Raw genomic sequence first — 12,322 nt, forward strand, 5'->3', positions numbered from 1 at the left:
CAATAATCAAAAAGCTTATGAGTATTTACAACAAGCTGGCGATGATTTTGATCCTGAAGTCTTTGATAGCATTAGAAAATACGGACGAGCTGGGCATTAAATTTTTTCCAAGCTTTTTAAAAACTCAATTTTTTTACCTTAATCTTTTCAGTTCTTTAGGTAAGACCTTAAGAGTTATGTTATCTTTAACGATTGTGCCATTGTTATCAGTTGTGAAGTAACTAATAGGAAAATCTCCAACTTTTTCGCCCTTAAATAAAAAGGTGCTTGTATCGTAGCTTTTGTTTTCTACCTCAAAGCCCCCTTTCGTGCTAGCAAATATGCTAATGCCTCTTAAAACAACGCTTTCGCCCTCTACTAACTCAAGTTTAGGGCTAATGATAGCAACTTTTTTAATGTTAGCATTAGCAAAATTTAGCTCTTTTAAGCTTTCTTTGATCGTTTTCATGAGTGGGTCAAAATCATCAATGAGGCTGTTTTTGTTGCCCTTTGTATCCTTATCATTGCCTATAGCGTGAATGCTGTTTTTAATCTCTGTAAAATAAGTTTTCCAGTCGCTAAGTGCTGTTGTATTTTGTGCATTCATCACGACATTAAAAAGACCTACAAGAGCATTGCATTTGTTGATATTTGCATTATCCCAAACGCTTTTAATCATGCTTTGGGCTTGAACCATGTTTTTGATAAGCTCGACAGTGGCATTTTCGTATTTGTTTTTACTTTCTAAAGCCTTAAGCTCTAGTTCTTGTTTCATTTTTTCTTCTTCTAAAACAAGTTTTCTGTTATTTAGCTCTATTTCTTCAAGTTTTAAGGCTAGTTCTAAAACGGCTTTAAATTTCGTTTCTGCGTTCATAGAAAAGCTTTCAAGAGCCTGTGCTGCTAAATTAAAATTATCAATAAAACCTACCGCATTCATTGCAAAAACCTTAAATTTAAGCAAGATAGGTGGGTATAAAACTATCTTGCTACAAAAGAAAAAATATGGGTCCAAACAAAAAAGGACGGAAAGATTTTATTTAAAAAGGCTCATTTAAAAAAAGGGGCAAAATTTAATTTAAAGCCCTAGCTACTAAATCACTTAAAAATTTACTTCTATTCGTAGTAATTTTATCAATAGCTTCAATGAGGCTTTTTGACATAGTGATATTAATACGCACCTTAGCTTCATCATTATTTGGCTCTTTGATATAATCATTTTTCTCGAGCATTAGAGCAATAGCTGTCTTAAAAGCTTCTTTAGCGTCTTTTATTGCTTCGCTTTCATTTTGTCCATCACCCATAATATAAGGAAAATCCTTATATCTTGCAAAATACCCACCACCCTCTTTTGTGCTTAATTTTCGCACGATAATTTCATAAGGTAAATTTAAATAATATTCTAAATCTTTCATTTATCCTCCTTAATGGCTTTTAATACTATTTTAACATATATAGCTTTTAATGGGCGGTTAAAAGGAATTGTTATAAGTTCTTTTCCAGCTTTTCTAAACTGAAAATGTGATGAACCTTTATTAAAGCTTTCATAACCATAACTTTCAAGCAAATTTTTAATGACCTCAAAACGAACATTATAAGGATTGTTTTTAAGTTCTTTTAAAAGCTTTTCTTTTTTACTCATTTTTTAAGCTCCTGTGTGTATAATACACATAAATAGTTTAAAATCTCATTAAAGCTTTAAAAGCCTTTGTTTAAGCTCTATGATCAAACTTACATTTTTAAGCCTTTTTGCTTCATCTAGCCTTGTTTTTAACTCGCTTTTTACAAGCTCTTTAATGCAAAGTGCAAAATCCTCTCTATTTAGCTCTTTTAAGCTCTCATCAAGAGCTATTTTTAAATTTGCTTCTTGATCATTTTTTAAAAAAGCTTCATAGTTTTTAGCCAAAGCCTTAAAATGAAAAGGCTCTAAATACTGCTTAGCAACATACGCCTTTTCTTCATCGCCTATAATATTTTTTAAAACAAGAGCTTCTAAAGAAAAATTAGCCTCCTTAACTGATCCGCTTTTTTGAAGCTCAAAATGCTTTTTGTCGCACTTAAAATACTCGCTTGCTTTTTGCCTTAACTCATCTTTTAAGAAAAAATTAGCCTGTGCGTTTATCAAGGCTTCTACTTCCTTAAAAAAGGCATGGATTTTGTCCTTGTCCTCGCCACATTCTTTTAAGTTCATCTTGCAAAAATACTCAAAGCCGTCAATGTCAATGTAAGCCTCATTTAAAATTAAATTTTCTTGCAAAAGCAAATCCCCAAAGTCTTTGAGCTTTTTAGATCTTAAATAACGCACTTTCGCTTTGAAAATCCCCTCTTTAAAAAGCATTTTAAGCGTTTTTAAATTTGCATTCACTCCAGCCTTGTCCTTATCAAAACACAAGATAAAACTTAGCTCATGCTCCATTTTTAAAAGCAAGGCTAGGTGCGAGAGCGTAAAAGCCGTGCCACAAGTTGCCACTGCGTTTAAAAAGCCAAGCTTAACGCAGGCTATGGTGTCAAAATACCCTTCCGTGATGATGACTTCTTTAAATTTGCAAAGGCTTGTTTTTGCGTGGCTCAGATTATACAAAACAAAGCTTTTTTTATAAAGCTCGCTTTCTTTTGAGTTGATGTATTTTGCTTCGTTGTTTTCGTTTTTTCCTAAAAAGCGACCTGAAAAAGCTACTATTTTATGGACCGCGTTTCTTATGCCAAAAATAAGCCTTTTTTCTAAAGGAGAGAAAAATTTGCCATTTTTTTCATATATTATGCCAAGTTTTAGGGCGAGTTTGATTTGCCCTAAGCCTGTTAAATATCTTGCTAATTTACCAGCCCCACTAAAATAACCCAAATCAAAACGCTTGATATCTTCTTCATTTAAGCCCCTTTGCTTGATATATTCTAAAATATCCTCTCGCTCTAAAAGGCTTTGAATGAAAAAATTATTCACATTTTCAAACACTTCGTAAAGTAGCTTTGTGCTTATTTGCTTTTTGTTTTCGCTTTCTAAAACGCTTATCCTGCAAATGCTAGCTACTTCCTTAACCGCTTCTTCAAAGCTTAAATGCTTGTAATTTTGCACGAATTTAAAGCTATCTCCTCCCACGCCGCACCCAAAGCAATAAAACATATTTTTTCGTGGGCTTATCATGAAAGAGGGCGTTCTTTCATCATGAAAGGGGCAAAGTGCTTTATACATGCCATTGCTTTTTTGCAGGGGCAAAAAATGCTCTACCACCTCTAAAATGTCAGCTCTAGTCTTAATTTCTTCTAAATTAAGTATCATTCAAGTTTTCCTTTTTTCGTGATTTAAACCTTATTTGTGTTATAATTTTTAAAAATTTAGAGGTTTTAATGTTTTCTTTTAATGAACTTGTTTCTTATGCCTCGCAAAATATGCCTGTTTTCATATGTGGCTTTTTGTGTGGGTGTTTCATCGGATTTCAGTTTCACAAAATCTTTCACAAACCAAACACAGCCAAATTTCACGGCACTTATAATTGCACTGACAACAAGGAAGCCATTATTAGAATGCTTGATAATTGCCAAGTTGGAAATATAGAGTGTGAGCATTACAAAAATAAGCTTTTTAAAAAACACTACTGCACTAAAAAAAATCAAAAATGCCATTTTTTTAATCAAATTAAACATTAAACCTAACCAAACAAGCTATCAAAAAGCTTAAGTATCCAAAACACCACAGCAGTTATGACAAACCCACAAACAATCCCAAAACCAAAATTGACAAGTTCCATTTAAAAGCTCCTAAAATATATCCACATCTAAATTTGTCTTAAGCTCTTTTTGGATATCGTCCATATCTACATACTCAGTTTTTTTAACCTTGCTTTCATAATCACTAAAAAGCCTTGTGGCTGGATTAAAAGCTATTTTGCCCTTAAAATGCTTGCCGTTTTGTTTGTTTTTCTTTAAAATTAAGGACCTGCTAAACTCATCAAATTCACTTTCTTTTTGTGAATAATCCCTCTTATCAGGGGGATTTTTTTCAATGCGTAAAATAATGCTTGCCTCGTGTTCGCCTTTTTTGCTTCCTGTTGGGCTGTCTTTGTCCGTTTTTGAGGTTTGAATGATGAGCATGATGAAAATTTCTAAAGAATGGCAAAGCTTGGCTAAGGAGCTAAATTTAAAGCTTTCTTTTTCTTCCATGTTTGAAAAGCCTTTAGAATTAACCTCTATTCTCATTTGACTATCGATCAAAAAAAATCTCACACCCAGCTTGTAAAGCCTTTTAATGTTTGCGACTATCTCATTAATATCATAGCCATCGTTAATGATGAAAATATGATCTTTGATTAATTTTTTCTTTTGTTCTTCAACGCTTTTTAAATAGCTATCCACGCTAAATTCAAAAGAAAAAAAGGCTACTTTTTTGCTTTTGCTTATGTTTTCTAGTATTTGCAAGGCTAAGGTTGTCTTTCCAGCCTCAGCGTCCCCGCTAATCAGCATAAGCTGACCCAGCTCAAAGCCTCCATTAAAGGCATTATCAATAAAACTTAAATTTGTAGGCGTTTTGGCTAGCTTTGGCTTGTTTTCATAATATTTGAGCCACTCATTTAAATTTTTAATGCTTTTGTTTTCAATTTCCATTTCCTTGCTTAACAAATCAAGCTCTAAAACTTCATTAGCATTAACCCCACTTAAAAGCTTTTGTGCGATTTTTTCTTGCATTTCAAGTTGGTATTTTTTAACCAAAAGTGGGATTAAATCACACACTAAAGGATTGACATTTGCAGAAATTAATTCAATGAAAAAATCCTCACTTTGCTTAGCTCTTGGCACATTTTCTAAAAACACGCTCAAAGATAAAAGCTTTTTATCTTTTAGCTCATTGATGATTTTTAAATAATACAAAGCCTCATTTGAAAAGGCTTTTAAAGAGATTTTGTCTAAAAACTCGTCAATCAAATCAGGATATTCGATAAAACTTCTTAATATTTCTTTTTCTAACATTGCTTAACCTTGAAACCACTTGGGTAAATTTTTGTAAATTTTGACTTTAAAGTATTTGCTTAAAAGCTCTTCTTCTTGTAAAAAAAGCTTGTGATTGAAATTTTTAATCTTACTTTTTGCCACCAAATCCTTGATATAATCATTCAAGTTTTTTCTAAAACACTCTAAAAAATCCTTGAAATTTAAGTAATTATAATTTTGTATAAGCTCATAAAACATATCCTCAAAAAAATCCTCTTTGTTTTCTAGCTCTAAATGATCAACAAGCTCGCTAAAAGCTTCTTTTTCTTTAGTGGAAAACCTTAAAGAATGAAGTTTTAAGACATTAAGCTTAAACTCAAGGCTTGTCATTTTTTGCCTCCAAAATCAAAACATTTGCGAACAAATGATTAGCTTTCATATAAGAAAAATAATCATTTATCGCTTCATTTAAAAGCAAATTTTTACTTTTCCCCCTCTTTTTTGCTTGCTTGTTTAGCTCGCTTAGCAAGGCTTTTTTAAGACGGAATTTTTTTCTTAGTTTTTCTTCGTTTTGCTTTTGTAAATACTTCATATTTTTTCTCTCCCTTAAAATGCAAGATCAAAATCCCAGCCATAAGCTCAGCTCTTGAAAGATTTTGCAAAATGGCAAGCTCTTTTAAAAGCTTAAAATCTTTTTTGCTGATCAAAAAGGTAGGACTTTGCTCCTTAGCCTTTGAAGTTTTAAACTGATAAGCCATTTTTTAGCCTTTTTTGCATTTAAACCAGCTAAAACATACTTGCACAGCGGCACTTATGCCCTGTATAAAATAACAAATCCAAGCACCTAAACATAAGCTTATGACCATCACAAAAACCCCAACTGCAAAACCTAACAACATATCCATTTTAAATCCCTTTTTGATATAATATTTTTAAAAATTCATAAGGATAAAACATGCAAGATTTAGAACTTATTGCTAAGGCTTTAAATTCCGTTTCTTTTAAAGATTTTTTCTTAGGCTTTTTGCTTGGTTTAAGTATAAGCGGTGCTTTTGTTTGGAAATTTTTAAATTTCATACAAAAGCTATACAAAAACACACAAGAGGATTTAAAAGAAGAAATCAAAGCCCTTAAAGCCGAACGAGAAGCCTTTAGAATAGAGCTACTCAAACAACAAAATATGAATATGATAGGCGAGGTTTTTAAAAAATAACTCATTTTGCACCCTCTAACACAAATTTATCCTGCGAAGCGTTGTATTTAACACTTTGCCCTTTGATTTTAAGTGTGCTTAAATCAAAGCTATCCGTGAAATTAAACTCTGGAAATTCTTTCAAAACAAGCTCTAAAAGCTCATTTTGCTCTAATTTTTTCTCAGTTTTTACAAAAAATAGTCCTTGCCAGCCTTTTAAAATGCTTTGATCGATGATTTTGCTTATATCTTGATTTCTTGCCTTAAATTCTCTTAATTGCTTGATAATTCTTTGCTTTGAAAGTATGTTTAAGTTTCTTTTCAAGGCTTTGTATTTAAACCACTGAATGATTTTTTCTTGCTCGTAAGCTGTAAAATCTTTTAAGTTTAGTTCTTCTTTTTTGAGTTTGGATTTTTCAAAGACAAAGAACAGCGAATTTGAAAAATTTTTCATAAGGTATAAATTCTTACTTTGTAAGAATTCTTTATTTATCCAAACCAAGCAAGAAAACTCTTACCTCTTAGGTAAGAGATGAATTGCTACTCGCTTAGGCGAGTTAAAAGCATTTTAAAAAATGTGTAAATGAGGCAATTAAAACATCTTGTTATATTAAGAAATTCACATAGGAAAAATTTTAAACTCAAATGAGTTGATTTCTGCTATAATTACTACATGGAAACGAAATATAATAAAAATCAACATTCAGTATATCTACTACAATATCACTTCATACTTGTTGTAAAGTATCGTAGAAAAGTGCTAAATGATGAGATATGCAAAAGACTTAGAGAAATTTTTGAATACATTGCATTAAATCCTAGATATAGTCTTAAAGTAATAGAATTTAATCACGACATAGATCATTTGCATATACTTTTTGAAGCAGAGCCAAAAAGCGAGCTAGTAAAATTCATTAATGCTTATAAATCAGCTTCAAGCAGACTAATTAAACAAGAATTTACTTACATAAGACAATTTTTGTGGAAAGAATACTTTTGGAGCAGAAGTTATTTTTTAGCTACAACAGGTGGAGTAAGCTTAGAAGTCTTAAAAAAATATGTAGAAAATCAAGGCGTTAAAAAAGATGGTGAAAACTTAGATAGACGCACAAAGGCATATAGGAATATCTAATGCAAATCACAAAAGGCTTTAAATATAGAATCTACCCAAATGTAGAACAAGCAAAAGCATTAGATCATCAATGTTTCATATATAATCAAGCCTTTAATATCTGTTTAAATCTATGGAAAAAAGATTACGAAGCTAACAAAGACTTACCAAAAGAGCAAAAGAAATATCTTAAGGCAGTTGAATACGATAGATTAGTAAAACTTGCCTTAAAACAAAGAGAGTTACCTTTTAAATCAGTAACCACCCAACAAGCAAGAGTAAATTTTTTACAAGCTATCAAAAGAGCATTGAGTAAAGAGATACTAGCAGAACGCAAAAGAGCAATACAAAAAGCCTCAACACCAAAACAAAAAGCTAAGGCATTAAACATAGGTTTTCCAAATTTTAAAAATTCTAAACTTGCTAAACAAAGCTTTAATTGGAACAATCAAGGCTATCAAATATTAGAATCTAACAATAAGCACTTTAAAATTTTTAAACTAATGAATATGCCTTTAAAAATGCGTTATCATAGAGACTTGCCAAAAGAGTATAAGCTTAATCAAATTACTATTTCAAAAAGCAATGATAAATACTATATTTCATTGAGTATCACCTATAAACAAGAAGTAAAGCAACTAGATAAACAAAATCTAGATTCTAATAAATGCGTAGGAATAGATTTAAATATAAATGATATAGCCTTAAGCAATGGAGAGTTAATTAAAACATTATCTAAGAAAATCAATGCAAAAAAATACGATACTACTTTTAAAAGACTACAAAGAAAACAATCACGCAGAATCTTAAAAGCAAAAGAATGTAAATCAAAGCTAGGGAGTAATTTTAAAAAAACACAAAAACAACTCAATAAAATCTATGAAAGGAGTAGCAATATCAAAAGAGATAGTTATCATAAGATAACTACAAAACTTACTAAAGAATTTGATTTGATAGTAGTTGAAGCACTTAAAAATAAGAATATGACTAAAAGAGCTAAACTAAAAAATGTAAAAGCTAAAAGTGGCTTAAATAAGTGGATATTAAATACTTCATTCTATCAATTTACTCAAATGCTAGAATATAAGCAAAAGCATAATGGCAAATTCTTTGTAAAAGTAAATCCACAATATACAAGTAAAGCTTGTAATGTATGTGGAAATATAAAAGATAATCTAACACTACAAGATAGAGTATATACTTGTGAAGAATGTCAAACAACCATACATAGAGACATAAATGCTAGTTTAAATATCTTGGAGCGTGGATTAAAGTCATTTGGGTTAGGAATTAGCCTATTGGACTATAAAACTTCTGCTTTGCAGTTACAAGTATAGCGAAGTAAAAAAAGCCTTTCGAGTTAGCTAACAATGGTTGGCTTTAGTTAGGAAGCCCTCACTTCTTAAGTGGGGGTGATTCACATATGTGCGACAAATTTCCGCTTGGCGTGAATTTGTCGTTTTGTTTGAAAGCTCATTTAAATGCTCTTTTGTTTCATTTTCTGCGTTCAAATCCGTATCATTTGGGCTTTCATTTTCTAAAATCTCGTTTAAATCGTCTCTAGCCTCTACTTTTTGTCCTACAAATTCGCCTTTTAATTCATCTTTTAAACTTTGATTGATTTCTTTTTCATTTTTGCCTATGAAAACCACCGAAAAGGAATTTGTGAATTTGTTTGTTTTCTCATCGATGATTTGCACCTTTTGAATGAAATTTAAATCAATAAGCTCTTTAAAAGCTCTTTGAACGCTTCTTAAGCCAAGATTTAGCTCTTTGCTTAAATGCTGAGTATTTACAGCCCAGTTTTGTGGCAAAGAACACAAAAGAACAGCCAAAAGCTTTGCGTTATTGCTTAACTCCTTACTTCTTATGATCTCATTTGAAACTATGGTGAAATTTTCTTTTAATTCTTGTTTAACTATCATTTTAAAACTCCTTTTGATTTAAACTCTTGAAACCTTAGAAAAAAACACTTGCTTTTCTCTAGTGTCGCTAACTAACTTTTTAAGCCTTGAGCTTTCTTTTTCAAAAAGTGCCTCATAAAAGTTCATTTTTTGCAAAGAAAACTCGCTATTTTCGCTTTGCAAGACATTTTTAAAGCAAGAATACAGCAAGGCATTCACAAACAAATCATTCAAAAATAAATTTTCGTTTTCATCATCTTGAAACACGCAAAGATTAACCCATACTTCAAAAAGCCCATTTGCCTTGATTTGAGGAAGCACAGCTAAGCTTTGCATGTTTGAATAGCTCATCACATGCAAGGTGGGATTTTCATTTTCAAGGGCGTATTTGTAGTTTTTAAGTGGTATTGCCTTAGCATTTAGCCTTGCATGAACGATTTTTAAAGCAAGTTTTGGCAAATGCAAAACATTATCATCACTGCTTATTTGCTTTGAAAAATGCTGAACATTCATTTCAAAATCACTGATTAAGATATTTTGTTCTTGATTAAGCGAGGCTAAAAGCTCTTCATCGCTAAATTTAGCATGAAAACCCTCATCAATAAGTCTTCTTCTTAGTCTTTGTAAAAAATCTTTCACAAGCATGATATATCCTTAAATTTTCTTATTTTTTGTTTGCTTTGTTTTAAAGGCTCTATCCTTACCATAGTTAAAAAGTCTGCTCCCATAGTTACAAAACAAAAGCCTTCACTTTCCATTTTTTCAATAAAGCTTTGCACCCTAGCATTTTTTGCAAAGCTTAGCTCATCATCGCCCTTTAACTCAAAGCGTTTTAAATCAATGCTAAAGCCTTTCGTGCTAGCTCCCCCCTCATAAGCTAAGTTTAATTTATCTGCTTCATTCATGTTTAAGCCTTTCTTTAAGCTCTTTGATTTTTTTTAAAGCCAAAGCCTCGCTAGAGTTAAGACCCAGCTCCAGCTCTTTTAAAACCAGCTTTTTAAAATCTTTTAGCCTTATGTTTGAAATATTTTCTTTGTAAAAACTCACTTGCATTTGTCTTTGTATATCTTCTTTTAAACGCAGTAAATTTTTAAGTCTCAAAAGCTCATTTTTAAGCTCTAAATTTTGCTTATGCGTTTTTAAAAAAGCCTTTAAGTTCTCAAAAAATCCCCTCATAAAAGCTCCTTCATATCATAAAATATACTTTTTAAGCTCTCAAGCCTTTCATCGTTAAAATCACTTTCTAACTCATCTAAAAGCTCTAAGCCCTCATCTACAAAATCCCCAAGCTCGCCTGTTATATGCAAGGCTAAGTTTAGCTTTTTGCTTAAGACTAATTCTTTCATCTTAAAAATCCTCTTCATTGATAAAATTTGCCCTCATAGCTATGTCTTTTTTTAGATATTTGCTGTATTTTTGAAAGGTCATTGCTGTATTTGTATGTCCTAGCATGCGTTTGCTAACCCATTCTATATCTTCATTTTTGCTTATCATCAAAGAAGCAAAAGAATGCCTTGTGTTATAAATGGGTATTTTCTTATCAAAACCAAGCCTTTCAAGCAAGGCTTTAAAATCATGCCTTAGCTTAAAGGCTCTGTATTTTTTAAAAATCAGTTCATCATCTTTTTTAAGCTCCTCAAGCCTTTTTAAAAGAGCGTTTTTAACTATGGGCAAAAGATCAATCGTTCTAAAAGAAGCCTTTGTTTTGGGCAAATTAAATCCCCCGTTTTCAAGGCGTGTTCTTTTAATGTGAAGCTCGTTTTTAGCAAAATCAATATCGCTTTTTTTAAGCCCTAAAATTTCTCCTGTCCTAGCCCCTGTAAAAAAGGCTATTTGTAAATAATCTTTTAAATCCCCTTTTGCATTCATTATCAAAAGCTTCATTTCTTCATAATCAAATGCCTTTTCATTTTTTTTGCTAGCTTCGGCTTCATCATAGCTTAGCTTAGGAAGCTTGAAAGGATTTTTAAGCAAGTATTCATTTTCAACTAAAAAGCTTAAAAAGCGGTTGAAAAAATTTGCCCTTATTTTAAGCGTGGTATTGCAGTTTTTCTTTTCTTTGGCAAACCCCACAAAGAAAAAGCCTAGTTGATTGTTTAAATCCTGAATTTTTCTAATCTTACAATGAGCTAAAAAGTCATATACAAAAGCTTTCATAGAAGCGTAAGATTTCAAGGTGTTGGTTCTATTTGACAAAAGGCTTTTTTCAAAAAGTTCAAAAAGCTCTTTTAGCTCGCCCTTAAACTCTCTTTTTTTGTTTTCATACCTTGCTTCAGTAGCTTTTAACGCTCGCTCGGTTTTTTTGTCGCTAAATTCCCTAAAGGCTAAATTTGCTTTTTGCTTATCTTCGATAAAAAGCAAGTAATTATCACTAATGAAAGTCCTAGCTTCAGGACTATCTTTAAGCCCACTAGCTATCCTAAATCTTTGTCCCTCGTCTCTATAGTCTAAATAGAGCTTTCGTCCTCTTGCATAGATGTTTGTTGTCATTTTTTTCTTTTCCTTTCAAATGGTTTAGATTTCATTTTCTTGCAAAAACTTTTCCACTACCGCAAAAGCCTTTTTAAGCTCTTTTGATTTGATTTCTTTTGCCTCTTTGTTTTTAAAATTCACGATTTTTTGAAGCTCTTGTTTGTTTGTAACTAAGGCTAAATGATGCGTTGCATGGGTATTTATAAAATATCCTTGAAAAGCAGGTCTTTTAACCATTTGCTTTTCAAAATCTACAATGTGATTTTTTCTCACATATTGCACAAAACTCGTTCTTTGATAAGTATCTTTAATCAAATCAATCAATTGAATTTTCATTTTCTTCCTCCGTTTTTGTTTGAAATTTTCATTTGTTTTCCTTTGTTCTATTATTTTGAGCTTTTTTAAAGCCCTATTTTAAAAATATTTTTATTAAGCTCATTAGCTAAGTTCTAAATGATCAATCCCCTCTAAATCCTCCTTTTTATTTTTAAGCCCACCTCATAGATGATTTTAAATTAGCTCACAAGCAAAGCTTTAAGGCTTTGTCTCATAAAAGCTAAAACAACAATTTTCCAGCTACCCACCTCATAGCTCAAATTTGTGTAAATAATCTTTATTAAGTTTTAAACAAAACTTATAAAAAAGTTTGATTTGTTAAAATAGATTTTTAAAAGCGTTCAAATGCTTTATTTCTCAATATCTTAAAAAATAGACACAATTTAGACACATTTTTAGACACAGGGC

At 31.4% G+C, this 12,322-nt stretch carries 21 protein-coding genes; 4 read left to right on the plus strand and 17 right to left on the minus strand.

What is annotated here, in order from left to right; translation table 11 throughout:
* Positions 1-133 precede the first annotated feature (133 nt).
* From DMB92_RS05270 to dnaG, 4 genes are all read right to left on the minus strand, one after another.
* Positions 134-916, minus strand: a complete 783-nt coding sequence (locus DMB92_RS05270; RefSeq protein ID WP_142682018.1) for a hypothetical protein — start codon at positions 914-916, stop codon at positions 134-136.
* A gap of 133 nt (positions 917-1,049) precedes the next feature.
* Entirely contained in the window at positions 1,050-1,391 is a 342-nt protein-coding gene (locus DMB92_RS05275; protein WP_142682019.1) for a type II toxin-antitoxin system HicB family antitoxin, read from the minus strand.
* Positions 1,388-1,618, minus strand: coding sequence for a type II toxin-antitoxin system HicA family toxin (locus DMB92_RS05280; protein WP_142682020.1), 231 nt, complete (start codon positions 1,616-1,618; stop codon positions 1,388-1,390). The genes DMB92_RS05275 and DMB92_RS05280 overlap by 4 nt, the downstream gene beginning before the upstream one ends.
* 48 nt (positions 1,619-1,666) lie before the next feature.
* On the minus strand, positions 1,667-3,253 hold the full coding sequence (gene dnaG, locus DMB92_RS05285) for a DNA primase (protein ID WP_142682021.1): 1,587 nt from the start codon (positions 3,251-3,253) through the stop codon (positions 1,667-1,669).
* A gap of 68 nt (positions 3,254-3,321) precedes the next feature.
* On the opposite strand from dnaG, the gene DMB92_RS05290 reads away from it, so the two are divergent.
* A complete protein-coding gene (locus tag DMB92_RS05290; RefSeq protein WP_142682022.1) occupies positions 3,322-3,621 on the plus strand; it encodes a hypothetical protein in 300 nt (99 codons plus the stop codon).
* Between the two features lie 111 nt (positions 3,622-3,732).
* On the opposite strand, the gene DMB92_RS05295 is transcribed toward DMB92_RS05290, so the two are convergent.
* Genes DMB92_RS05295 through DMB92_RS09165 form a run of 5 tightly spaced genes read right to left on the minus strand, consistent with a single transcriptional unit; the run spans position 3,733 to position 5,804 of the window.
* Positions 3,733-4,938 carry a DnaB-like helicase C-terminal domain-containing protein gene (locus DMB92_RS05295; RefSeq protein ID WP_142682023.1) on the minus strand — a complete coding sequence of 402 codons (1,206 nt, stop codon included), beginning with the start codon at positions 4,936-4,938 and terminating at the stop codon, positions 3,733-3,735.
* 3 nt (positions 4,939-4,941) lie between these two features.
* On the minus strand, positions 4,942-5,289 hold the full coding sequence (locus DMB92_RS05300; RefSeq protein ID WP_142682024.1) for a hypothetical protein: 348 nt from the start codon (positions 5,287-5,289) through the stop codon (positions 4,942-4,944).
* Positions 5,276-5,491 (minus strand): hypothetical protein, encoded by a 216-nt coding sequence (locus DMB92_RS05305; RefSeq protein WP_142682025.1) that lies wholly within the window; start codon positions 5,489-5,491, stop codon positions 5,276-5,278. Before DMB92_RS05305 ends, DMB92_RS05300 begins: the two co-directional genes overlap by 14 nt.
* A complete protein-coding gene (locus tag DMB92_RS05310) occupies positions 5,436-5,657 on the minus strand; it encodes a hypothetical protein (RefSeq protein ID WP_142682026.1) in 222 nt (73 codons plus the stop codon). The genes DMB92_RS05305 and DMB92_RS05310 overlap by 56 nt, the downstream gene beginning before the upstream one ends.
* Positions 5,658-5,660: 3 nt before the next feature.
* A complete protein-coding gene (locus DMB92_RS09165) occupies positions 5,661-5,804 on the minus strand; it encodes a hypothetical protein (protein ID WP_185900165.1) in 144 nt (47 codons plus the stop codon).
* A 50-nt stretch (positions 5,805-5,854) separates the two neighbouring features.
* On the opposite strand from DMB92_RS09165, the gene DMB92_RS05315 reads away from it, so the two are divergent.
* Positions 5,855-6,112 (plus strand): hypothetical protein, encoded by a 258-nt coding sequence (locus DMB92_RS05315; RefSeq protein WP_142682027.1) that lies wholly within the window; start codon positions 5,855-5,857, stop codon positions 6,110-6,112.
* A 1-nt stretch (position 6,113) separates the two neighbouring features.
* On the opposite strand, the gene DMB92_RS05320 is transcribed toward DMB92_RS05315, so the two are convergent.
* Entirely contained in the window at positions 6,114-6,545 is a 432-nt protein-coding gene (locus DMB92_RS05320) for a hypothetical protein (RefSeq protein WP_142682028.1), read from the minus strand.
* Positions 6,546-6,764: 219 nt separating this feature from the next.
* On the opposite strand from DMB92_RS05320, the gene tnpA reads away from it, so the two are divergent.
* Complete coding sequence (gene tnpA / locus DMB92_RS05325) at positions 6,765-7,223, plus strand: IS200/IS605 family transposase (RefSeq protein WP_142682029.1); 459 nt, start codon at positions 6,765-6,767, stop codon at positions 7,221-7,223.
* A complete protein-coding gene (locus tag DMB92_RS05330; RefSeq protein ID WP_142682030.1) occupies positions 7,223-8,539 on the plus strand; it encodes an RNA-guided endonuclease TnpB family protein in 1,317 nt (438 codons plus the stop codon). The genes tnpA and DMB92_RS05330 overlap by 1 nt, the downstream gene beginning before the upstream one ends.
* A 27-nt stretch (positions 8,540-8,566) precedes the next feature.
* Here DMB92_RS05330 and DMB92_RS05335 read toward each other — a convergent pair whose 3' ends face one another.
* Genes DMB92_RS05335 through DMB92_RS05360 form a run of 7 tightly spaced genes read right to left on the minus strand, consistent with a single transcriptional unit; the run spans position 8,567 to position 11,914 of the window.
* The gene (locus DMB92_RS05335) at positions 8,567-9,127 is read right to left on the minus strand and encodes a helix-turn-helix domain-containing protein (protein WP_142682031.1); all 561 of its coding nucleotides are present in this window, start codon (positions 9,125-9,127) and stop codon (positions 8,567-8,569) included.
* Between the two features lie 18 nt (positions 9,128-9,145).
* Positions 9,146-9,751 (minus strand): hypothetical protein, encoded by a 606-nt coding sequence (locus tag DMB92_RS05340; protein WP_142682032.1) that lies wholly within the window; start codon positions 9,749-9,751, stop codon positions 9,146-9,148.
* Entirely contained in the window at positions 9,742-10,011 is a 270-nt protein-coding gene (locus tag DMB92_RS05345; RefSeq protein ID WP_142682033.1) for a hypothetical protein, read from the minus strand. Before DMB92_RS05345 ends, DMB92_RS05340 begins: the two co-directional genes overlap by 10 nt.
* Entirely contained in the window at positions 10,004-10,282 is a 279-nt protein-coding gene (locus DMB92_RS05350) for a hypothetical protein (protein ID WP_142682034.1), read from the minus strand. Before DMB92_RS05350 ends, DMB92_RS05345 begins: the two co-directional genes overlap by 8 nt.
* Positions 10,279-10,452: a hypothetical protein gene (locus DMB92_RS09170; RefSeq protein WP_185900166.1), complete on the minus strand. Its 174-nt coding sequence runs from the start codon at positions 10,450-10,452 to the stop codon at positions 10,279-10,281. Before DMB92_RS09170 ends, DMB92_RS05350 begins: the two co-directional genes overlap by 4 nt.
* Before the next feature lies 1 nt (position 10,453).
* On the minus strand, positions 10,454-11,596 hold the full coding sequence (locus tag DMB92_RS05355; protein WP_142682035.1) for a tyrosine-type recombinase/integrase: 1,143 nt from the start codon (positions 11,594-11,596) through the stop codon (positions 10,454-10,456).
* A gap of 24 nt (positions 11,597-11,620) precedes the next feature.
* Complete coding sequence (locus DMB92_RS05360) at positions 11,621-11,914, minus strand: hypothetical protein (RefSeq protein WP_142682036.1); 294 nt, start codon at positions 11,912-11,914, stop codon at positions 11,621-11,623.
* Between the last annotated feature and the right edge of the window lie 408 nt (positions 11,915-12,322).

The organism is Campylobacter sp. MIT 99-7217 (genome assembly GCF_006864365.1).
Lineage (GTDB): Bacteria > Campylobacterota > Campylobacteria > Campylobacterales > Campylobacteraceae > Campylobacter_D.